Source organism: Enterobacter sp. 168J2 (assembly GCF_034107265.1).
Taxonomy (GTDB): Bacteria; Pseudomonadota; Gammaproteobacteria; order Enterobacterales; family Enterobacteriaceae; genus Enterobacter; species Enterobacter nematophilus.
The window spans coordinates 469,104-491,089 of the sequence record NZ_JAWNEB010000002.1 but is presented as its reverse complement, the minus strand read 5'-3'; the positions used below and the strand labels follow the sequence as shown (position 1 = coordinate 491,089).

Annotated in this window: 18 protein-coding genes; 6 read left to right on the top strand and 12 right to left on the bottom strand. The window is 57.0% G+C overall.

Going from position 1 to position 21,986, the window contains the following annotated elements; all coding sequences use genetic code 11:
• The first annotated feature begins 9 nt into the window (after positions 1 to 9).
• Entirely contained in the window at positions 10 to 834 is an 825-nt protein-coding gene (gene dapD / locus USG84_RS10390) for a 2,3,4,5-tetrahydropyridine-2,6-dicarboxylate N-succinyltransferase (protein WP_253540775.1), read from the top strand.
• On the opposite strand, the gene USG84_RS10385 is transcribed toward dapD, so the two are convergent.
• The gene (locus USG84_RS10385) at positions 831 to 1,463 is read right to left on the bottom strand and encodes a DNA-binding protein (RefSeq protein ID WP_041911197.1); all 633 of its coding nucleotides are present in this window, start codon (positions 1,461 to 1,463) and stop codon (positions 831 to 833) included. The genes dapD and USG84_RS10385 overlap by 4 nt on opposite strands.
• Positions 1,464 to 1,784: 321 nt before the next feature.
• Between USG84_RS10385 and USG84_RS10380 the strand changes: the two genes are divergently transcribed.
• Positions 1,785 to 2,174: a DUF3461 family protein gene (locus USG84_RS10380; protein WP_008501916.1), complete on the top strand. Its 390-nt coding sequence runs from the start codon at positions 1,785 to 1,787 to the stop codon at positions 2,172 to 2,174.
• Positions 2,175 to 2,243: 69 nt separating this feature from the next.
• Here USG84_RS10380 and USG84_RS10375 read toward each other — a convergent pair whose 3' ends face one another.
• The 3 genes from USG84_RS10375 to dgt all read right to left on the bottom strand — a co-directional run bounded on the left by USG84_RS10375 (position 2,244) and on the right by dgt (position 6,630).
• On the bottom strand, positions 2,244 to 3,401 hold the full coding sequence (locus USG84_RS10375; protein WP_151413524.1) for a CdaR family transcriptional regulator: 1,158 nt from the start codon (positions 3,399 to 3,401) through the stop codon (positions 2,244 to 2,246).
• A gap of 146 nt (positions 3,402 to 3,547) precedes the next feature.
• Complete coding sequence (degP, locus tag USG84_RS10370; RefSeq protein WP_151413523.1) at positions 3,548 to 4,984, bottom strand: serine endoprotease DegP; 1,437 nt, start codon at positions 4,982 to 4,984, stop codon at positions 3,548 to 3,550.
• A gap of 131 nt (positions 4,985 to 5,115) precedes the next feature.
• Positions 5,116 to 6,630 carry a dGTPase gene (dgt, locus tag USG84_RS10365; protein ID WP_253540772.1) on the bottom strand — a complete coding sequence of 505 codons (1,515 nt, stop codon included), beginning with the start codon at positions 6,628 to 6,630 and terminating at the stop codon, positions 5,116 to 5,118.
• A gap of 82 nt (positions 6,631 to 6,712) precedes the next feature.
• Here dgt and mtnN point away from each other — a divergent pair, with 82 nt between their 5' ends.
• From mtnN to USG84_RS10350, 3 genes are read left to right on the top strand one after another with little or no spacing between them, the layout of a single operon-like run.
• Entirely contained in the window at positions 6,713 to 7,411 is a 699-nt protein-coding gene (gene mtnN, locus USG84_RS10360; RefSeq protein WP_253540770.1) for a 5'-methylthioadenosine/S-adenosylhomocysteine nucleosidase, read from the top strand.
• Complete coding sequence (btuF, locus tag USG84_RS10355; protein ID WP_151413522.1) at positions 7,404 to 8,204, top strand: vitamin B12 ABC transporter substrate-binding protein BtuF; 801 nt, start codon at positions 7,404 to 7,406, stop codon at positions 8,202 to 8,204. Before mtnN ends, btuF begins: the two co-directional genes overlap by 8 nt.
• A 21-nt stretch (positions 8,205 to 8,225) precedes the next feature.
• Positions 8,226 to 8,849 (top strand): TRIC cation channel family protein, encoded by a 624-nt coding sequence (locus USG84_RS10350; RefSeq protein WP_061099175.1) that lies wholly within the window; start codon positions 8,226 to 8,228, stop codon positions 8,847 to 8,849.
• A 93-nt stretch (positions 8,850 to 8,942) separates the two neighbouring features.
• On the opposite strand, the gene erpA is transcribed toward USG84_RS10350, so the two are convergent.
• Both erpA and clcA read right to left on the bottom strand, forming a co-directional pair.
• Positions 8,943 to 9,287 carry an iron-sulfur cluster insertion protein ErpA gene (gene erpA / locus USG84_RS10345; protein ID WP_008501923.1) on the bottom strand — a complete coding sequence of 115 codons (345 nt, stop codon included), beginning with the start codon at positions 9,285 to 9,287 and terminating at the stop codon, positions 8,943 to 8,945.
• A gap of 79 nt (positions 9,288 to 9,366) precedes the next feature.
• On the bottom strand, positions 9,367 to 10,767 hold the full coding sequence (clcA, locus tag USG84_RS10340) for a H(+)/Cl(-) exchange transporter ClcA (RefSeq protein ID WP_061099176.1): 1,401 nt from the start codon (positions 10,765 to 10,767) through the stop codon (positions 9,367 to 9,369).
• A 177-nt stretch (positions 10,768 to 10,944) separates the two neighbouring features.
• Here clcA and hemL point away from each other — a divergent pair, with 177 nt between their 5' ends.
• The gene (hemL, locus tag USG84_RS10335; protein WP_151413521.1) at positions 10,945 to 12,225 is read left to right on the top strand and encodes a glutamate-1-semialdehyde 2,1-aminomutase; all 1,281 of its coding nucleotides are present in this window, start codon (positions 10,945 to 10,947) and stop codon (positions 12,223 to 12,225) included.
• Between the two features lie 88 nt (positions 12,226 to 12,313).
• On the opposite strand, the gene fhuB is transcribed toward hemL, so the two are convergent.
• The 6 genes from fhuB to USG84_RS10305 form a co-directional block, all read right to left on the bottom strand.
• The gene (gene fhuB / locus USG84_RS10330) at positions 12,314 to 14,296 is read right to left on the bottom strand and encodes a Fe(3+)-hydroxamate ABC transporter permease FhuB (RefSeq protein WP_253540767.1); all 1,983 of its coding nucleotides are present in this window, start codon (positions 14,294 to 14,296) and stop codon (positions 12,314 to 12,316) included.
• The gene (gene fhuD, locus USG84_RS10325; protein ID WP_151413520.1) at positions 14,293 to 15,183 is read right to left on the bottom strand and encodes a Fe(3+)-hydroxamate ABC transporter substrate-binding protein FhuD; all 891 of its coding nucleotides are present in this window, start codon (positions 15,181 to 15,183) and stop codon (positions 14,293 to 14,295) included. Before fhuD ends, fhuB begins: the two co-directional genes overlap by 4 nt.
• Positions 15,183 to 15,980, bottom strand: a complete 798-nt coding sequence (gene fhuC / locus USG84_RS10320; protein WP_061099180.1) for a Fe3+-hydroxamate ABC transporter ATP-binding protein FhuC — start codon at positions 15,978 to 15,980, stop codon at positions 15,183 to 15,185. The genes fhuD and fhuC overlap by 1 nt, the downstream gene beginning before the upstream one ends.
• A gap of 50 nt (positions 15,981 to 16,030) precedes the next feature.
• On the bottom strand, positions 16,031 to 18,280 hold the full coding sequence (gene fhuA, locus USG84_RS10315) for a ferrichrome porin FhuA (RefSeq protein WP_151413519.1): 2,250 nt from the start codon (positions 18,278 to 18,280) through the stop codon (positions 16,031 to 16,033).
• Positions 18,281 to 18,483: 203 nt separating this feature from the next.
• The gene (locus tag USG84_RS10310; RefSeq protein WP_151413518.1) at positions 18,484 to 19,488 is read right to left on the bottom strand and encodes a fimbrial protein; all 1,005 of its coding nucleotides are present in this window, start codon (positions 19,486 to 19,488) and stop codon (positions 18,484 to 18,486) included.
• Positions 19,489 to 19,500: 12 nt separating this feature from the next.
• A complete protein-coding gene (locus USG84_RS10305; protein ID WP_253540761.1) occupies positions 19,501 to 21,978 on the bottom strand; it encodes a fimbria/pilus outer membrane usher protein in 2,478 nt (825 codons plus the stop codon).
• Positions 21,979 to 21,986 lie beyond the last annotated feature (8 nt).

Here is a 21,986-nt window from a genome sequence, read left to right as displayed (position 1 = left end):
GAGTAAACAATGCAGCAGTTACAGAACGTTATTGAGTCCGCTTTTGAGCGTCGCGCCGAGATCACTCCGGCAAATGTGGATACCGTGACCCGTGAAGCGGTAAACCAGGTTATTTCCCTGCTGGATTCCGGCGCGCTGCGCGTGGCAGAAAAAATCGACGGTCAGTGGGTCACTCATCAATGGCTGAAGAAGGCCGTGCTGCTCTCTTTCCGCATCAACGATAACCAGGTTATCGACGGAGCAGAAAGCCGCTACTTCGATAAAGTGCCAATGAAATTCACGGATTACGACGAAGCGCGTTTCCAGAAAGAAGGCTTCCGCGTGGTACCACCGGCGGCTGTACGTCAGGGCGCATTCATCGCACGTAACACCGTGCTGATGCCATCCTATGTGAACATCGGTGCGTACGTTGACGAAGGTACCATGGTTGATACCTGGGCAACCGTCGGTTCCTGCGCGCAGATCGGTAAAAACGTTCACCTGTCCGGCGGCGTCGGCATCGGTGGCGTACTGGAGCCACTGCAGGCTAACCCGACCATCATCGAAGACAACTGCTTCATCGGCGCACGTTCAGAAGTGGTGGAAGGCGTGATCGTGGAAGAAGGCTCCGTGATCTCCATGGGCGTTTACATCGGCCAGAGCACCCGTATTTACGACCGCGAAACTGGCGAAGTGCACTACGGTCGCGTTCCTGCGGGCTCCGTGGTCGTTTCCGGTAACCTGCCGTCAAAAGACGGTAAATACAGCCTGTACTGTGCGGTTATCGTGAAGAAAGTAGATGCGAAAACCCGCGGTAAAGTGGGCATCAACGAACTGCTGCGCACCATCGACTAATCCCCGACGCGTTGATATACCGGGACCCGCCTGTGCGTCCCGGTATAATCATCAAAAACGTCTGTTTCCGCCGTCGCGATTGCCATTCCCTTTTTTCTCAACCCTGCGATATCCGCCGCCATACGCTGGCTCCCCAGCCAGAAAAGCCCGTCGAGAGCCGTCACGGCCAGACCCGACTCCAGCGCCAGCTTCAGTCGCTCACGCGGCGCTTTTACCTCTTTGGCAATCTGCCGGAAAGGCTCTGCAGTAAGCCCTGTGGGATCGATCCGTCGAATGCGGGTACTCATGCGGTACTGAAAAGCCTCGGGAATCGCATTGAGATCGGCCTTCAGGCTGTAGACGCAGCCAAAGCGCTTGCCGTTAAAGATGACGTTCTTCTGGCTTAGCTGAAACTCATCGCGCAGCCCGGCGATAAGCTGCGGGGCGCGGGTCAGCACCAGTCGGAATGGCAGTTCGAAGCTGGTGACATAATCCACGTTCAGCAAGGCAATGCGTAGACGCTCTTCCGCACCTGCCTTTAGCTGGCGGCACTCTGCGGCAACTTCTGCCCACTGGTGCGTGAGCCTTGGGCTCTCATCGGCGGCGCCAAAGCTGTATTTTTCGATTTGATAATCAATGCGTCCTGACATGTCATTATCCCCGCGGGCTACGCTTTCGTGCGATAACTTTGCCTCATTTCCCCGGTTTTGAATACCGTCTCGCTCTTCTTTTCTCACGGCTATCGCTATGCTGCGTCAGCGATGAGAATGCCGATTAAGGTATAAAATTGATTTCCACTTGACGTAGTCGTTAAAAACAACAATAAACGAGTGGGGGCAATGCACCTTCCCTGCCCGGTAATTTCAGTGACATGTAATCAGGATCGACCCCGCTTTTTTGGTATGTGAGGGTGGCAAAAAGGAATTTTTTCGTTAATTATTCAAAGGTTATGTTGAGATAAGGGTACCGCTATGTACGATAATCTGAAAAGTCTGGGCATTACCAATCCTGATGAAATCGATCGTTACAGCCTTCGCCAGGAAGCCAACAACGACATTTTAAAAATCTATTTTCACAAGGATAAAGGAGAGTTTTTCGCCAAGAGCGTGAAGTTTAAATATCCACGCCAGCGTAAGACCGTCGTCGCTGACGGCGTAGGACAAGGGTATAAAGAGGTGCAGGAAATTAGCCCTAACCTGCGCTATGTGATCGATGAACTCGATCAGATTTGCCAGCGCGATCGCACCGAAGTCGATCTCAAGCGCAAGATCCTCGACGATCTGCGTCACCTTGAAAGCGTTGTCACCAACAAGATCAGCGAGATTGAAGCGGATCTTGAGAAATTAACGCGCAATAAATAAGTCAGGTGCGGTCTGATCCCCTCACCCCGACCCTCTCCCACAGGGAGAGGGTGAAAAACGCACGCTGCATCATCTCTGCTCGTCCAGCTGCAACGCTATATAGAGCAGCAGCCTGTCGTCAAAGTTTCCCAAATCCAGCCCCGTCAGCTCCGAAATTCGGTTAAGCCGATACTCCAGGGTGTTGCGGTGAATAAACAGCGCTTTAGACGTCGCCAGCGGCTGCACGTTATGGCGGAACCACGCCTGCAGGGTCCGGCGCAGCAAACCGTTATTGTCCATCGCCTTCAGGCGCGCTAATGGCCGCGCAAGCTCGTTCGCCTGCCAGCCGCCGCGCAGGCTGTCGAGCAGCACCGGCAGCATCAGATCCTGATAAAAATAACTGCGGCTCTCCGGCATCCGCTGCTTGCCCACCATCATGGTTGTGCGCGCGGTACGCCAGGATCGGGCGATGCTGCCCGGCCCGGTAAAGTAATTGCCCAGAGCAACGCGAAAACGCAGCTGGCCGTTCTCCTCCATACGGGAAATCAGCAGTTCCACGCGACGACGATGATCCTCAGCATCCCAGCGGCCGAATGGATTGAGCGCGGGTTTGAGTACCACCATTTCCGTCAGCGAGACTATCGCCACCAGGTTGTCGCGCTCCGGCGTCGCCAGCGCATTTTGCAGCTGCTGCAGCTCGGCCATCGCGCTGTCTACGCCAAGCTGTCCGCTATCGACCTCAATCACCGCCACCACGCGCGGCTGGTTCAGATCGATCCCCAGACGCTGCGCCCATTCGCTGAGTGCAGGCGTATGCTCTTCCGCCTGAATCAGGTTCATTACCAGCTCCTCGCGTAAACGGCTGTCCTGGGCAAGCAGGTGCATCAGGCGCGACTGCTCAAGCATCATTTCCGCCGTCATACAAACCAGCTCGCCGTATTTACGCAGGGATTCCGGTTCGCCCGTCAGGCCAATAACGCCAACAATTTCCCCTTCCAGACGCAGCGGCAGGTTAATCCCCTGACGCACGCCGTGCAGGTGTTTCGCTACCGCATCGTCGATATCAACCACGCGGCCCTGAGAGAGCACCAGCAGGGCACCTTCGTGCAATTCCCCAATACGCTCGCGATCGCCGCTGCCAATAATGCGCCCGCGGGCATCCATTACGTTGATATTGGTATCAATGATGCGCATGGTGCGCGCCACGATATCCTGCGCCATTTTGGTATCGAGATGCCAGCCAGCCATGTAACCCTCCTGTGAGCAGAGCTCAAGCATAGGGAAGTTCAGCGACGGCTGCATTGTGCGAATGCACAAAGTGAGAGGGGGAAGTATGGCGTTGCGGTAGGCGTCACAGAAACGAGAAAGCCCCTGCGTACAGGGGCTTAAAAGGATTACTGCATCAGCAGATAGATTGAGGTGTCACCGCGCTGGATATTCAGCGCCAGCACGGACGGTTTGCTGTCGAGAATTTTGCGCAATTCAGCAATGTTTTTCACCGGCTGCTGGTTAGCCCCCATGATCACATCGCCTTTTTTCAGGCCGATACGGGCAGCTGGTGAATTCGCCTTCACGTTGTTCACCACCACGCCTTTATCTGCGCCTTTATTGCTCATCTCGGCACCTTCAATACCGCTGAAGATAGTGCTGGAATCCACCTGATTCTGGCTGCTCTGCTGCAGCTCCAGGCTCACGTTAACCGGTTTGCCGTCACGCAGCAGGCCAAGGGTCACTTTGCTGCCAATCGGCATCGAGCCCACTTCCGCACGCAGGGCGGCAAAGCTGCTGATCGGTTTACCGTTCAGGGAGGTGATCACATCACCCGCTTTAATACCCGCCTTCGCTGCCGAGGAGTTCGGCATAACCTGGCTCACGAACGCGCCGCGCTGCGCATCCACCTTCATCGCTTTCGCCAGCTCGGAGTTCAGTTCGGTACCCATAATACCCAGCTCACCGCGTTTCACCTGGCCGTACTGCACCATCTGAGCAGTCAGGTTTTTTACCATGTTGCTCGGGATAGCAAAGCCAATCCCGATGTTGCCGCCGTCCGGTGCCAGAATAGCGGTGTTGATACCGATCAGCTCGCCGTTCAGGTTCACCAGCGCACCGCCGGAGTTACCGCGGTTAATGGCCGCATCCGTCTGGATGAAGTTTTCATAGTTTTCCGCATTCAGGCCGCTACGGCCCAGCGCAGAGACGATACCGGAGGTCACGGTTTCACCCAGACCGAACGGGTTACCGATAGCGACGGTGTAATCGCCCACGCGCAGCGAATCGGAGTCGGCAATTTTAATCGCCGTCAGGTTTTTTGGATCCTGAATCTGGATCAGCGCGATGTCAGAGCGCGGGTCTTTACCGACCATCTTGGCATCGAACTTACGACCATCACTCAGCTGAACCTTAATGCTGTTAGCGTTATTCACAACGTGGTTGTTGGTCACGACGTAGCCTTTCGCCGCATCAATAATCACCCCCGAGCCAAGCGCCATGAATTTCTGCTGCTGGCCGCCGCCCTGGCCGTCATCCCCTGCGCCACCGCCCTGACAGAACGGAGAACTCTGGAATGGCGAACCGTCCTGGCAGAACGGTGAATTGTCACCGAAGAACTGCTGGAAGTTACGCGGCATGCGCGGCGTATTGACGGTCGTGCTGCCCTCAACGTTAATACTCACCACCGATGGCATCACTTTTTCGAGCATCGGTGCCAGGCTTGGCATCTGCTGCGCGGTTGCTGCCGACGACGCGGTCTCGGCTGCAGTAGCAGTCAGAGGAGACAGCGCTAAACCTAAACTCAGAGCCAGTGCACTCATTGCTAATGTGGTTTTTTTCATGTTTCTCAATCTCGATTTACAGGTAACGCAAAATTGCTGTGTAACTCAGATTCATTTTATACCGCTTAGTTCCGGCCATAAGTTTATGGAAAAGGTAAAAATTTATTGGCCTTCTTTACAAAACTCCGGAATTATTCCACGGCCATGAGCTTGCGGTATTCATCCCAGGCATACAAATCGGTCATGCCGCTGATATAGTCCTGGATGAGACGGCAGCGATAATAATATTCCATCACCGGCCATTCCGGAGCGTGGCGATCCAGCTTACCTATCGCTTCGACATACGCCAGCCGATGACGGGTAGAGAGTTTCTGATAAAGCCGGGATTCGATAGGAATTCGCCGCACGCGTTCTTTTTCCACCAGCTCGCTAAACTCCTCGACGGAGAGCTGAAGCAACGGGGAATAAATTTCCAGTAATCCCCTGATTACCCGGTATCCCTGCAGTTCCAGCTGCTCGACATCAGGATGGCTGAACACATGCCGCATCGCCACATGCTTATAAAGCTCAAGGAGTTGGCTGAAACTGCTGTCATCTTCCAGCAGCGCATGGTTGAATTCCCCGCTGAAGATTTGCGGCAAATTATCAATAAAGCGCGAGGCGGCATACGGCACCAGTTTATTTAACGTGTTGACCCGCAAATACATAAAGAACTGATCTTCCGTACTGCGGCTTAACGTATTTGAGCGCGATTTTTCCCAGGCATTTTCGACAACCTGCGCAAACAGCGATCCTTTTTCATGGGTTCCCCATGCCGCATAAAGATGCTGATAAAGTTCCTCGACGCTGAATATTCTTTTCTCAACGGCATCTTCCAGGTCGGCCACGCAATAGGAAATATCATCGGCGGCTTCCATAATCCACGTCAATGGGAAGCGGCCGTTTGGCGTCAGGGAAAGTTCTTTACGCAGCCGTTCTATATAGGCCTCTTCGGAAAGGTAATAGCCCGGCTTTTTCATTAAATAGCTGTGGGACGCGGGCGTCTCCCCCATCCACCATGCGGGACGCGTATATTTCAGAATGCAGCCAACCTGCGCCCAGGTCAGGTTCATGCGCATCAGGGAGTGCACCAGCCGGATCCCCTGCGCGTTGCCCTCAAAGTGACAGAGATCCTGGCGAACTTTACGGCGCAGATCGTTCAGCCCTTCTTCGCCCTCACGCAGGCGTAAATCGCGCACGATGCAGCGGTCATCGCTGAGTGGCTGACTTGCCGCATCCGACGGATAAAGCCGTTGTTTAAACCAGTCATTAATAGCCGCCTCGCCAAAGTGGCCAAAAGGCGGGTTGCCGATATCGTGCATCAGGCAGGCCATCTCAACGATGCTCTCGAAAGGCCCCGTCAGCTCATCCAGACCATAGGTTTCCAGTAAACGCTGCTCTTTGAGGCGGCTTAAAATCTCTTTGGCAATATAACGTCCGACCTGCTGCACTTCCATTGAGTGGGTTAAGCGCGTGCGCACCGCGGCGTTACGCTCCAGCGGGAATACCTGGGTCTTTTGCTGTAAACGCCGGATGGCGGGCGAGTTAATAATCCTGCCGCGATCGCTTTCGAAGATACGCAGGATCTCATGTTCGCTCTTTTCGCCCTGTGGCGAACGGAAACGACGGTGCCAGTTAATTTTGGTACGAAAATCGATTGGTGACATGTGCTCCCCCGCGTGAGAATGCGTTTCCCCTTAACCGCATGATAGACTATGCCTCTTAACAAGGCACATCGCGAGTAAATCTATGAAAATCGGCATTATTGGTGCAATGGAAGAAGAAGTTACGCTCCTGCGTGACAAAATTGAGAACCGTCAGACCCTCTCTCTCGGGGGTTGTGAGATCTACACCGGCCAGCTGAACGGTGTTGAGGTGGCTCTGCTGAAATCAGGCATCGGTAAAGTGGCTGCTGCGCTGGGTGCGACCCTGCTGCTTGAGCGCTGCAAGCCGGACGTCATCATTAACACGGGCTCGGCAGGCGGTCTGGCGCCGACGCTGAAAGTGGGCGATATCGTTGTCTCCGACGAAGCGCGTTACCACGATGCCGACGTCACCGCGTTCGGCTACGAATACGGCCAGCTTCCGGGCTGCCCGGCAGGGTTTAAAGCTGACGATAAACTGATTGCGGCGGCTGAAGCCTGCATTGCTGAGCTCGATCTCAACGCGGTACGCGGCCTGATTGTCAGCGGTGATGCGTTCATCAATGGCTCCGTTGGTCTGGCGAAAATCCGTCATAACTTCCCGCAGGCGGTTGCCGTTGAGATGGAAGCGACCGCGATTGCGCACGTTTGCCACAATTTCAACGTACCGTTCGTGGTAGTTCGCGCCATTTCTGACGTGGCAGACCAGCAGTCTCACATCAGCTTCGACGAGTTCCTGGCCGTTGCGGCAAAACAGTCCACCGTGATGGTGGAACGCCTGGTGCAGAACCTGGCACGTGGCTAAACGGTCTATCAGGGCGCTGGCCGCCCTGCTGCTGCTCGCACCGGCGTGGCTGTTCGCCGCGCCGCGTGTGATTACCCTTTCCCCCGCTAATACCGAACTGGCGTTTGCCGCCGGGATCACTCCCGTTGGCGTCAGCAGCTTTTCGGATTACCCCCCGCAGGCGGCCGATATTGAGCAAGTGGCAACCTGGCAAGGGATGAACCTTGAGCGCATCGTGGCGCTTAAGCCGGATCTCGTGCTGGCCTGGCGCGGCGGAAACGCCGAGCGGCAGGTCAACCAGCTCACCTCGCTTGGCATCAAGGTCATGTGGGTTGACGCGGTAAGTATTGAGCAGGTCGCCCAGGCGCTGCGCGCCCTGGCCCCTTATAGCCCTGCGCCTCAAAAAGCCGAGAGTGCGGCGAACCAGATGCTCAGCGACTATGCCGCGCTGAAAGCCCAATACGATACGCCAGCCAAAAAGCGCATTTTCCTGCAGTTTGGCAGCCAGCCGCTGTTTACCACCGGAAAAGGCTCAATACAGAACCAGGTGCTGGAAGTCTGCGGCGGGGAAAATATCTTTGCTGCCAGCCGGGTACCGTGGCCTCAGGTGAGCCGTGAGCAGGTTCTGGCGCGCCAGCCGCAGGCCATCGTCGTGGTCGGAAATGCGAGCGAGATTCCTAAAATTAAACAATTCTGGCAGAACCAGCTAAAAATTCCGGTGATCGCACTCAACGGTGACTGGTTTGAACGCGCCAGCCCGCGTATTATCCTCGCCGCAAAACAGCTCTGTGCCGCCCTGGCAGAGGGTCATTAACATACGTTCGAGGATTTAACGATGCTCGTTTATTGGCTGGATATTCTTGGTACAGCCGTTTTTGCTATCTCCGGCGTCCTGCTCGCCGGAAAACTACGCATGGATCCGTTTGGCGTGCTGGTGCTGGGCGTGGTGACCGCCGTTGGCGGCGGGACGATCCGCGATATGGCGCTGGCAAATGGCCCGGTGTTTTGGGTGAAAGATCCTACCGATCTTGTGGTCGCAATGGTCACCTGCCTGTTGACTATCATGCTGGTTCGCCAGCCTCGCAGGCTGCCAAAGTGGATATTGCCGGTGCTGGATGCCGTGGGTCTGGCCGTGTTTGTGGGGATCGGGGTGAATAAAGCCTTCAATGCCGGAACAGGGCCAATGGTGGCGATCTGCATGGGGGTCTTAACCGGCGTGGGCGGCGGGATCATTCGAGACATCCTGGCGCGCGAAGTACCGATGATCCTGCGTACCGAAATCTATGCCACAGCCTGCATCATTGGCGGGATTGTGCACGCCACGGCGTACTACACCTTCGCGGTACCGCTGGAAAATGCGGCGATGCTGGGGATGGTCGTTACGCTGGTGATACGTTTAGCGGCGATACGCTGGCACCTGAAGCTGCCGACTTTTGCGCTGGATGATAATGGAAGGTAAAAGCAAAACGGTAACCCTCAGGTTACCGTTTTTAGTCTTTTCTCCCTCTCCCTGTGAGAGAGGGTCGGCGTGAGGGCATCAGCCCGCACGCGCTTAGATGCTGAATGAAGAACCACACCCGCAGGTGCTTGTGGCGTTCGGGTTGGTCACCACAAAACGCGAACCTTCCAGACCTTCGGTGTAATCCACCGAGCCGCCCACCAGATACTGCAGGCTCATCGGGTCAACTACCAGCGCGACGCCCTGCTTCTCAATGGTCATATCGCCGTCGTTCACCTGATCGTCAAAGGTAAAACCGTACTGGAAGCCGCTGCAGCCGCCACCGGTAATATAAACACGCAGTTTCAGATCCGGATTGTCTTCGTCGGCAATCAGGGTTTTCACTTTGTTGGCTGCTGCTTCGGTAAACTCCAGCGGCACAGCTACGTCATCACTCATCTTATGCTCCCATGAATACTGCTATTGGGTAAAATTCACCCAATTCTTTTCGTCATTATCTAATACCCTGGTAATTCATTCAAGTATTCTGCGCGGCGGCCCGCTCCGCCTCTTGTTTTGCCAGGGTACGCGCGAGGATGGTGGAGTATAGCGGTTTTCCACCCAGGAATTGGGCTAATAGTGTCGCCCCGAGGCAGGTAATGATCATTGGCAAAATGAGCTGGTAATTATCCGTCATCTCCAGCACCAGCACGATGCCGGTTAACGGCGCGCGCAGGGACGCGGCCAGCAGCGCCCCCATCCCGGCCACTGCGAAGGTGCCGGCGTCCAGGTGGTAAGCGGGGAACCCCGCCTCAGCCGCCATACCAAACGCGGTGCCGAGCAGCGTGCCCAGCGCCAGCATCGGGGCAAAAATCCCGCCGGGCGCGCCGGAGGAGAAGCACAGTACCGTGGTAATAACCCGGGAGATAAACATAAACAGCAGCAAACCCACGCTGAAGTTCCCGGCTGCGGCAATCGGGATCAGCCCGAAACCGCCGCCCGCGGCATTCGGTTCAATAAAGCCGAGCACGCCGCAAATGCCGCCCAGCAGGCCGCCCATCAGCACCCATTTCGTGGTATTGCCGCCGTGAACGCGCTGGAACATATCCTGCGCGCGTAAGATAAAGGTGTTAAACAGCGGCCCCACCACGCCAAAAATCATGCCGAGGATCAGGTATAGCCACAGGGTATTAACCGGTGCGTTGGTCAGTTTACCGACTTCAATCACTGCCCCTTCGCCATTAAAGATGCGAAAGACGATGCTCGACATAATGACGCCGGTAAACACCGCTTTAATGGAGATCAGGTTGTAGCGGAACTGCGCGCGCATCTCTTCGATGATGAACAAAATACCCGCCAGCGGCGCGTTAAACGCCGCAGAAAGCCCCGCCGCTGCACCGGTGGCCAGCAGCGTATGACGCGCCTCGGCGCTGCGCATGCGGAACAGATCGCCCACCATGCGGCCGACGTTCCCCCCCAGCTGCACCGTTGGCCCTTCACGACCGAGCACCATCCCCGCGCCCAGCGTCCCCATGCCGCCGATAAACTTAACCGGGATCACCCGCCACCAGCGCACCGGACGGAGCTCCTCCAGCGCGCCTTCAATTTCAGGGATACCAGACCCGCCCGCCTCCGGGGCGAATTTACGCACCAGAAAATACCCCACCATGGCAAACAGCGCAGACAGGCCGAATGCCGCTACCCAGACCAGCCATTCGCGCTCGGCAAAACCGGCTACGGTCCCCACTCGCCAGTTGAGTACGGCATTAACCGCTTTTTCAAACGCCACGCCAACCAGGCCTGCAAGTGTACCCACCACCGCAGCGGCCAGCAGGATCGCCAGCGGCGTTTTATCGCGATTGAGCAGCCGCCGAATACTGATTCGGTGCTGGGCGCGCGTAAACTGTTGTTCTTCAAAAGACGGAGAATCTGATTTCATGTCCTGTTCTTATTCGTCATACAAAAAGCCGCGAAGATTTTACCAGAGACCTTCCCTGCGTCGCCTGAAAAATACTTAACAAATCTTAAAGCATTACCCGGCTAAAAATTTCATAACCTTCTGCGGATCACTTAGAATAGTGTGCTTAATCATTTTATACGAACCAGGAACGACGCCATGAGCAAGTCTGAAAACCTCTACAGTGCAGCCCGCGAGCTAATCCCCGGTGGCGTGAACTCGCCAGTACGCGCCTTTACCGGCGTGGGCGGCACGCCGCTGTTTATTGAACGTGCTGACGGCGCGTATCTGTATGATGTCGATGGCAAAGCCTATATCGATTACGTCGGTTCCTGGGGGCCGATGGTTCTCGGACATAACCACCCCGCTATTCGTAACGCGGTCATCGAAGCCGCGCAGCGCGGTCTGAGCTTCGGTGCGCCAACCGAGATGGAAGTGAAAATGGCGGAGCTGGTTACCGAACTGGTGCCGACCATGGACATGGTGCGAATGGTGAACTCCGGTACCGAAGCCACCATGAGCGCCATCCGCCTGGCGCGCGGCTTTACCGGTCGCGACAAAATCATCAAATTTGAAGGCTGCTACCACGGCCATGCGGACTGCCTGCTGGTGAAAGCGGGCTCCGGCGCGCTGACCCTCGGCCAGCCGAACTCGCCTGGCGTACCTGCGGATTTCGCGAAGCACACCCTGACCTGCACCTACAACGATCTGAATACCGTTCGCGCGGCGTTCGAGCAGTATCCGCAGGAGATCGCCTGCATTATCGTTGAACCGGTTGCGGGCAATATGAACTGCATCCCGCCGCAGCCTGACTTCCTGCCGGGCCTGCGCGCGCTGTGCGATGAGTTCGGCGCGCTGCTGATCATCGACGAAGTGATGACCGGCTTCCGCGTGGCGCTGGCGGGTGCTCAGTCTTACTATGACGTTGAGCCGGACCTGACCTGCCTCGGCAAAATCATCGGCGGCGGCATGCCGGTCGGTGCTTTCGGCGGTCGTAAGGACGTGATGGAAGCCCTGGCGCCAACCGGGCCGGTTTATCAGGCGGGCACGCTCTCCGGTAACCCAATTGCCATGGCTGCGGGCTTCGCCTGTCTGACCGAAGTGGCGCAGCCGGGTATTCACGAAACCCTGACGGACCGCACCACGCAGCTGGCAAACGGTCTGCTGGAAGCCGCAGAAGAAGCGGGAATTCCGCTGGTTGTTAACCACGTGGGCGGCATGTTCGGGATTTTCTTCACCGATGCGAAAACCGTAACCCGCTATCAGGACGTGGTGAAGTGCGACGTTGAACGCTTCAAGCGCTTCTTCCACCTGATGCTGGAAGAAGGCGTTTACCTGGCACCGTCCGCGTTCGAAGCGGGCTTTATGTCCGTGGCGCACAGCGAAGAAGATATCAATAACACCATCGACGCGGCGCGTAAGGTGTTTGCGAAGCTCTAAGATGTGCGGCCTGGTGCCCTCGGCCCTCTCCCACGAGGAGAGGGAGCAAACACGAAAACGGCAATCCAAGGATTGCCGTTTACTTTTATTACCGACTCTGCTTTCTCAACAGATAGATAAAGTACGGCGCACCGATAAAGGTCGACAGCAGGCCCGCCGGGATCTGATACGGGAACAGCACCATCCTTCCACACCAGTCGGCAAACACCAGAATGACCCCGCCCGTCAGGGCCGACATCACAATATGCGGCATCGTCCGTCGGAAACCCATCATTCTGGCGATATGCGGCGCCATCAACCCAACAAAGCTTAGCGGGCCGATGGTCATGGTGGCGGTTGCCGTCAGACACGCCGCCAGCAGAAGAAGCGCGACGCGCGTTGGCGTTAGCGCTAAGCCAACCGCACGCGCGGTTTCGCCCCCCAGCGGCAGAATGGTCATCCAGCGACGGCACAGCGGCACAATCGCCAGCAGCACGAGCATAACGCTCCCTGACCAGACAACCTGGCTGTCGGTGGCGTTGTAGGTTGAACCGGAAATCCAGGTGAGGATCTTCGCCATGCGCGGATCGCCGCTCGCCTGCAGCATCATCAGCAGCATAGTAAATGCGGTGCTGAGCGCCATACCGGCCAGCAGCATGCGGTGCGGAGAAAATCCGCCGCGGCCAGAGGCAATCAGAATAATCATCAGCGTGACCGCCGCACCGATACTCCCGGCAGGCATCAGCCAGCCAAACGCATTGCCCGGTACAAGGAAGAGCATCAGCACCACGCCAAAGGCCGCGCCGGAGCTGATCCCCAGCACTTCTGGGCTTGCCATCGGGTTGCCGGTCAGACGCTGAATAATACAGCCCGCCACCGCCAGCATCACCCCGGCAATCAGCGCGGAGAGAATACGCGGCCAGCGCCACTGTAATAGTTCGTTGAGTAAGTCACCCGTTGCCCAGTGCCAGCCTGCGGCATCGCGCCCAAACGCGAGGGCGGCAAACGAGGCGATAAGCAACACCGCCAGACCGGCGAGGCTGAACCTCAGCACCGACTGACGTTCAGCGTAGACCTTATCGCCCGCGTCCATCGCTGGAGCGCTGATGCTGCGCAGACGCGGGAGCAGCCACAGCAGCAGCGGCGCACCGATAAGCGCCGTTGCCGACCCGGTAGACACTTCCATCCAGACGCGCGCCAGCCAGAGAATGATCTGATCGGAAAGCCAGAGGATCAGCGCCCCGATCAGCGGCGCCAGCAGGAGGCGTGCCAGAAGACGACGCGCCCCGAGCATTTTCGCCAGCAGCGGCGCAAAGAGGCCAATAAACCCGATGATGCCGACCGCGTTGACCAGCAGAGCACTGAGCACAATCGCCAGCGTGAGCGCCGCCAGGCGAGCCAGCGACAGCGCCAGCCCCAGGTTGCGCGCCACGCCATCATCCAGCCCCATGAGCGTCAGAGGACGCAGGAGCAGCAGCGTCAGCACCACGCCGCCCGCCAGCTGCGGCCACAGGCGCTGCACAATGCTCCAGTCGGTCTGGGTGAGCGTACCGGTACTCCACAGGAACATGCTTTGCAGCTGATCGTGATGGAACAGCACCAGCAGCTGGTTAATCGCGCCGCAGTAGAGACTGACGACCAGCCCGGCCAGGATAAGCGTTACCGGGGAAAGGCGTTTACCCCAGGCCACGCCAAAGACCAGCGCCCCCACCACGCATGCCCCTGCAAGAGCCGCAAACTGCGCGGTTAACGCCCCGGGTAACGCCCAGAGCGTGGTTATCGTGATCCCAAGCTGCGCGCCGGTCGCGACGCCAAGCGTGGTCGGCTCTGCCAGCGGGTTACGCAACACCTGCTGGAACAACACGCCCACCAGCCCTAAACCCGCCCCGACCAGCAGTGAAATCGCCAGACGCGGCAGCAGGCTGTAGTGGAAAAGCATCTGCTGAATATTGTCGATATCCGGCGAGGCCAGCGCGGCGCCCCACTGCGCGCGCGGTAACGCTGTCGAGAGATTGAACCCGGTGAACGCCAGCGCGACCAGAAAAAGCAGGGACAACAGCAGCACCGGGAAACGAGCGATACGCGTACTCATGCCTTGCCTCCCAGCGCGTTATCCAGCACGCGGGCAAAATGCATGGCCGAGAGCGTCGCGCCGTAGAACCACACTGCGGGAGCGCGCTGGAAGCGCTTCTCGCGTACAAACGGCATCGCCTGCCAGAGCGGCGTCGCCATCAGGGTTTGCATTTCACGCTCGTTGCCGTGGTCGAAGCACAGCACGTCCACATCGCGAAACGCCGCCAGACGATCGATACCGACGGCGGTACTGCCCCAGAAGGTCATCTCCCCTTCCCAGGCATTGCGAATGCCGAAGCTGTCCAGCACCTCCTGGAACAGACAGTTTTTACCGAAGACCAGCATATGGCGGGCATCCAGCAGCGTCACCATCAGCAGCGGGCGATCGCCCCGTTGGGCAAAGCGCGGCTTCAGGGCGTCAATCAGGGCATCGAATTCATCGAGGTGCTTTTTGGCCTCCGCCTCGCGATCGAGGAAATGCGCCATCTCCTTAATGGAGTTTTTCGCCACGGTGAGCGGTTTTTTACCGTCGCTGAAGGAAAAACCGCGCCCGGGCGCAATCCGCGCCATGGTCTCTTCTGACGGACCGTAGCCCGCAGACCAGAACAGGAACGACGGTTTCATCTGGGTCAGCAGTTCGAGGTTTGGCTCCGTGCGCAGGCCGATGTCGATCACCGAGTCCGGCAGCTTCGGCTCGTTCACCCAGAGGTTATAGTTAGGAATGTCCGCCACGCCATACGGCGTAACGCCCAGCGCCATCATCAGCTCGACCGGCAGCCATTCCAGCGCCACAATGCGGTGAGGATCGACGGCGGCAGCGCGCGCCGCATTCATTTTAAACAGCAGCGGTGAGAGCGCCATTGCCGTCAGCAGACGACGGCGGCTAAGGAAAATGTTATCCAGCATCAGTACACGAAGCTCACCGGTGCAGCCCCGGCCGGGTGAGGCAAAATACCCATCGGAATACCGTAAATATGTTCCAGCGTTTCGCTGCGCATCAGCTCAGACGGCGTGCCCTGGGCAATCATTTCGCCGCCGCGCAGCGCGACGAGGTAGTCACAGTAGCGCGCCGCCATGTTGATATCGTGCAGGACCGCGATCACCGTCAGGCCACGCTGCTGGCTTAAGCGATGCACCAGCGCCAGCACGTCCACCTGATGGGCGATATCCAGCGCAGAGGTCGGTTCATCCAGCAGCAGGCAGCGGCTGTCCTGCGCCACCAGCATCGCAATCCACGCCCGCTGACGTTCACCGCCGGACAGGCTATCCACCAGACGATGCGCCAGCGGTTTTAGCCCTACCAGCGCTATCGCCTCTTCCACTTTCTCCCGGTCAGCAACGCCGAAGCGGCCAAGCGCCCCGTGCCACGGATAACGGCCAATCGCCACCAGCTCGCGCACCGTCATCCCTTCCGCCTGCGGCAGCTGCTGCGGCAGATAGGCCACTTTGCGCGCGAAAGCTTTACTGCTCCAGCTCTCCAGCGGCCGATCGTCCAGCAGAATATCCCCTTCCGAAGGCGGCTGGTGGCGTCCCAGCATCTTGAGCAGCGTGGATTTACCGGAGCCGTTGTGGCCAATCAGGCCCGTCACTTTACCGGCAGGGAACGTCAGAGAGAGCGGATGCAGCAGGGTGCGCCCGGGTACGCGAAAGGAGAGATGATTGAGCGTAAAGGTGGTGTCGGATTGCGTTTTATTATCCTGCATGTCAGCCAACTTAAATAAAAAGGGCACGGCGAACCGTGCCCAAAAAGCGATTAGAAGCGGAAGGTCGCGGTGGCAACAACCTGACGTTCAGCACCCCAGAAGCAACCGTAGGTATTGAAGCAGCTGGCGACGTACTCGCGATCGAACAGGTTGTTCACGTGCAGCGCGACGTTAGAGCCTGCCATGCCAACGCGAGCAAGATCGTATCTGACCAGCGCATCCACCACGGTGTAGCTGCCCACCGTGAAGGAGTTCGCCGGATCGCCTTTGCTGGAGCCGGTGTAACGCACGCCGGTACCCAGCGTCAGACCAGACAGCGCACCATCATACAGGGTGTAATCGCCCCACAGGGATGCCATGTGTTTCGGTACCTGAGCTGGCGTGTTGCCTTTGTAGTTGGTGTCCGTGGTGTACTCGGCATCGGTATAGGTATAGGAACCCACAACGTTCACGCTGGCAGATAACGCCGCTTTGGCTTCCAGCTCTACGCCACGGGCGCGGATCTCGCCGCCTTCAACGGAGAAGAAGGAGCCCGCAGGGTCGGCCATCAGGTTGTTGGTTTTAGTCAGCTGATATACCGCACCGGTGATAACGATCGGACGATCGTTCGGCACGTATTTCACGCCCGCTTCGTACTGTTTGCCTTTAGACGGCGAGAACAGTTTACCCTGTGCATCGGTCTGCGAAGCCGGTTCAAACGATTCGCTGTAGCTGAAGTACGGGGTTACGCCATTATCAAACAGATAGTTAACGCCACCGCGCCAGGTGAACTGGGTATCATCACGTTTGGAGGTGGTGTTCAACACGCGGTTATATGATTCCTGATCGGCCCAGTCATAGCGACCGCCAAGCGTCACCAGCACTTTATCCCACTGCGCCTGGTCCTGTACGTAGAGCCCCGTCTGTTTCTGACGGTTGAGGATCTGATACGGGCCGGAGGTAGCAGGATCTTTCGAACCGAAATCAAAATCGCTGTTTACCGGGTTATAGAGATCCAGCAGCGGAACAGAATCGTCGTAGCCGAACCAGGAGTTGATGTCGTTACGCATACGCATAAAGTCAACGCCGGTCAGCAGGACGTGGTCCACCTCACCGGTAGAAAATTTGCTCTGCAGCTGGGTATCAACGGTGAAGTTTTGCAGTTTTTCGTTATCGACGACGTATTTACGCGCCAGATAATGGCCTTTGTCTGCCGGGGCTAACGCGGCACACTGCTTGTTCCCGCTGTTTGCCGGGTCGGTACATACGCCATAGCCGTAAACGCTGTTTTGCGAGGTTTTATTCTCGGCAAAACGCAGGTTCTGACGTACGGTGAAAGTATCGTTAAATTCGTGGTCGAAGCTGTATCCCACCATCTTCTGGTTACGGGAATAGGTGTTGTTCTTCGCACCTTCGTTGAAGTCAGTCGGCAGACGATCGCCGTTTGGCAGCGGATCGACCGTCCCCTCTTTTGGCAGCCAGCCGTAGTAGCCGGTTTCAGGCTCGTTCTGGAAGTAGGAGAGGAACGTGAAGGTGGTTTTGTCATCCGGACGCCAGGAGAACGATGGCGCGATGGCGTAACGCTGTTCGCCTTTACCATCCTGCTGCGAATTGTTCGAGCGCGCAACGCCCGTCAGACGGTATGAGTAAACGCCGTCATCATCGATCTCATCGCTAAAGTCAAAGCCTGTCTGGAACAGGCTGTCCGTACCCGCTTTGAACTGGATCTCCTTCAGCGGCTCGGTCGTTGGGCGCTTGCTGACCATGTTCAGCAAACCGCCTGGGCTGCTTTTGCCGTACAGAACGGAAACCGGGCCGCGCATGATCTCGGCGCGCTCCAGCATGTACGGGTCAATTACCGCGTCGTTGTAGAAGTTCCCCTGCATTTTCATGCCGTCGAGGTAGTTATTCTGCGACTGCCCATCGGCCGCGAAGCCGCGAATAACCAAATAATCATAGGTGTTGGACGCGCCGCGCGTGCCTACCGCAACGCCCGGCGTGTAGCTCAGGGCTTCTTTCACCGAGCGCGGCTGGTGCAGCGCCATCTCTTCGGCCGTCACCACAGAAATAGACTGCGGAACCTTCTGGATTGGCGTGTCTGTTTTCGTACCGGTGGCGGACTGTCTCGCAGCGATAGTCGCAGCTGGCCCCCAGGCACTCTCCTGGGCAGCAGGTGCTGCGGTTACCGTAATGGTTTCTTCTTTTTTCGGGGTTTCAGCAGCATGTGCGTAAGCAGACATGCCGGCAACCGCTGTGGCTACGACAACCGCGACTTTACGCAGCGACGTGTTAATTGGCTGAGCAGTATTGGAAAGCGCCATGTTTATCTCTGATGGAAAAGTGAATGATAACGTAAACGAGAATTATTATTATGACCGCAGAATAATATGCGAAACGCTGGTTGCATAGCAAGCAGTAAGCGGCCCTACAAGATTTAAGGGTTTAAGAATTAACCAGATGAAAACAGGGGGTTAATAATTTTAGCGAAATGATCGTTAAAGCCCGCCAGAGCGGGCAGGATGGATTAGCGGTAAAAGACTTCGAACGTCGCGACAGAGTCGACTTTGCCGGCTTTAACCTCCCCCGTTTTGATGTAGCGGGCCTTGAGCGGAATGTCGACAGGGACTTTGTCCTGCGTGCTGGTTATCGCCGTGTAGTTCTGATCGAACTGCAGTACCGTATTATTCTGGTCAAGGATCTGTATGCCGACGCCATCGGCGGCAGAGTCTCCGGCAGCAATACCTAAAATAGTGCCGTTCGTGACCCCCGTCGAGCCCGCGCTGGTGAACTGATAATCGACCTTTGTTCCCGCCGCACAGTCGGTGATTTCAATCCTGAAACTGTCGTCGGTAAGAATATCCGAGTATTGCCCGTTAAAGTCCTGCGTATTGACCGTTTTCAGCGGCACATAAATGTTCCGGTCAACCAGATTACAGGTGTTGGTCGTAATGTGAACGCTGGTGGGGGAAAACCGCATTTCACCGATTACCGCGTTGCCCAGAATATCCATTGAGGTTAAACGCGAGGTATCGAGATATCCCTCCTGGATATCACCCGTCACCACCAGCTGTGCGGCAGCACGAAATACGGACGTACTCTGCGAAGAGCCGTGGGTCGATCCCAGATAGCGGATAGGCCGAATAATATTCTCCTCATTGTAGCTGGGTAAGCGCTCGTTCGACGAAGCCGCGCGGATGCCAATTCCCGGCACGTTGGTTTGATAAACGCCGACCATAACATCTTCGCGCGCATCGGCATCCGTGAGGTGCAGATATCCACGCCGGATTTGCGCTTCACCGCTACAGTCCACCCTCACCTCATTACTCTCGACGCTGGCATCATAAACCACGGTGCCGACGGGCGTGTCGGGCTGAACAACAATCACCGGAGGAAGTTGAAACGTCACCACGGCATCCACGTCAGAACTGCCGTTAAAGGTACATTCTGCACGGGCTGAATGGAAAAAGACGCCCGCCAGCAGAAGCAGCACGGGTGAAAGGAACGTGTTGAATGAACGGCGTAGCTTCATGAAATACCTCTGTTAATGGCAGTTGACCGTTGCTTTGACGATCCCGGGAGCGCTCTGTGAAGGAATATCCAGCGTCCCCTGACACTGCCGATCGCGCGCTTCCCCCCACTGCACGCTAAACGTGGTGTTGCCGGACAGCCCCGTCAGGTAAACCTCACCGTCATCACCCACGATTGCCGTGGTGTTATCCAGCGCTACGACGGCACCAAACGGCACGGGTTTGCCAGCGTAGAGCAAAGTCACCAGCGCGCGTCGTCCAACGCGCGCATCGAAGGTGGCGTGCAGCGCGGCGCCTTTCGTCGGGACGAGATCCTTCGTTGCCGCGTCGATATCAATATCTTCCCGATCCTGAGTGTTGACCGTAATGACGTTGTGCCGGTAGGCCGTCAGAGAGGGAACGATCGCATTACCAAACCGATCGGTTGAAATGCCGCGTCCGTTTTGCACTTTGACGTTATCGCCATCTTTAATGTGCACAATGGCGAAGGCGTCGCGCACGGGTTGCCCCAGCGTCACGCCATGCTCGTGAGCAACGATTGACCCCTGAGCGCTGTAGTTCCACTGCCGATTGTTACCACCGTAGCTGTACCCCATCCCCACTTCACCGGAAGCGCCGCGGTAACGCCCGGACAGGCTGCCACCGTAGCCCGTATCCTGGCTGGCGTAGGTCTGCTGGAGGTTATAGCTCAGCTTATTGTCTTCAAGAGCAGTACCGCCTATCCCGACCTGATGCGAGACAAACCCACCGCTGGCGGTGTTAGCACTGTAGGTTGCCCAGGCATCAGGCAGCCACCTGGATAAGGGAATGTTAACGGTTAACGCCATTTGCCGGTCGGTATCGGCATCTGGCGTGCGGGTCAGGTTGTAGCTTATCGACAAGGTGATATTGCGCCAGCTGGAGCTCAGCCCCGCGCTGACGCTACGTTCGTGGCCGTCCATATCCCAGTAATCCTGCTGATAGCCGTTGAGATAGGCCGAACCCCAGTCTGAAATACGCTGGGAAAGGTTGAGCTGCATGCGGCTACGGCGGTTGTTGGTTCTGCGGTAGGTATAAATGCCGTCATCGATCTCGCTGTCACGCCGATCGATAGCTTCCTGAAAGGTATAAAAGCCCGACGTGGAGTAGCGATAGCTGGCAAGCGTCACGGTCGTATCCGTGTCGGGAATATCTTTTGAATACTGAGCCCGCCAGGATAAACCGCTGGCATCGTCACGTCCGTCATCAAACGCGGTTCGCGCGGCGGTGAGATCGACAGATGCCGAGCCGAAATGCCCCAGGTCAGCGCCGAGCCCCAGCAGCAGCGCATGATAAAGGGTTGCACCCAGCGCGCCGGTATACGCCGTGACGCCGTAAGGCAGACCATAGATGGCCGTGCCTTGCGTAAAGGTGGGTTCATCTTCACCTTCATTACCGCGATAGCGCCCTGCTGCCAGTGAATACTTAAAACCGCCTTCCCGCTGCAACACCGGCACCGACGCGCTGGCCTGGATGAAGCTATGCTCGCTGCCGTCCGCCTCTTCGACGGTCACTTCCAGATCGGCTCCGGATGTTACCTGGCTTAAATCGCGGATCTCAAACGGCCCCGGCGAGACGTTTGTTTGATAGATGGTGTAGCCGTTTTGCTTGATAGTGACTTTCGCATCGCTATTAGCAATACCGCGCACGACAGGTGCAAAGCCCTGCTGGCTGACAGGCAGCATAGAGGAGTCCGTTTCCAGCTTCACGCCGGTCATCTGGACGCTGTCAAAAAGCTCACCGTTGGTATACGTCTGGCCAATCTCAAGCTGGCTTTTCAGCGTTTTGATGTCGCGTTGTAACGTGCTGGCAATGGCCTCCCATCCGGACGCGTCGCTCCAGGTGCTGTTATTCCGCAGCCGCCACGCCCCAAGGTTAATCCCGGACTCCAGGCCAAGCCAGGTCGAAGAGGTTTTGCCCGAACTGTAGTGCTGCTGAGAACCGCTGAGTTGATAGCTTGTCCAGGCGGCAGGCGCGCCGTCATCCCAGAATTTTGGAAGTATCGCGCCCGCGGCAGCGCGATCGCGATACGCCTGCGGGATGACCAGCTTCAGGGTCTGGTCATCCTGATTGTATTCATAACGGGCATTTTCAATAAAATGGGAGATATCGCGGACGTAAGCGCCGTCATCCAGATCTTTTAAGTCCGGGATCGTGTCGACTTTCACGCCGTAATCACGCAGATCCGCTTTCGTCAACTCCGGCAGCAGGCGCTGTTTATCGTCAGACAGCACGAAAGCAATGGGACGTTTATCCACAACATCCCGATCCCACATGACTGTCGTGAGGTAGCTTCCAGCGAGTAACCCGTTATCATTGATGAAGTTTTTTAGCGTAGAGGTATTTTCGAGCGGCGTATCCAGTTCAAGGATCCGCAGGTTAAATTCGTCATCGGCACTTGCAGGCTGGATCGCGGCGAGCAGCGCCAGCGCGATCCCGGACAGTACCTGTTTGTGAAGCAGAGATGACGACATAAAATACC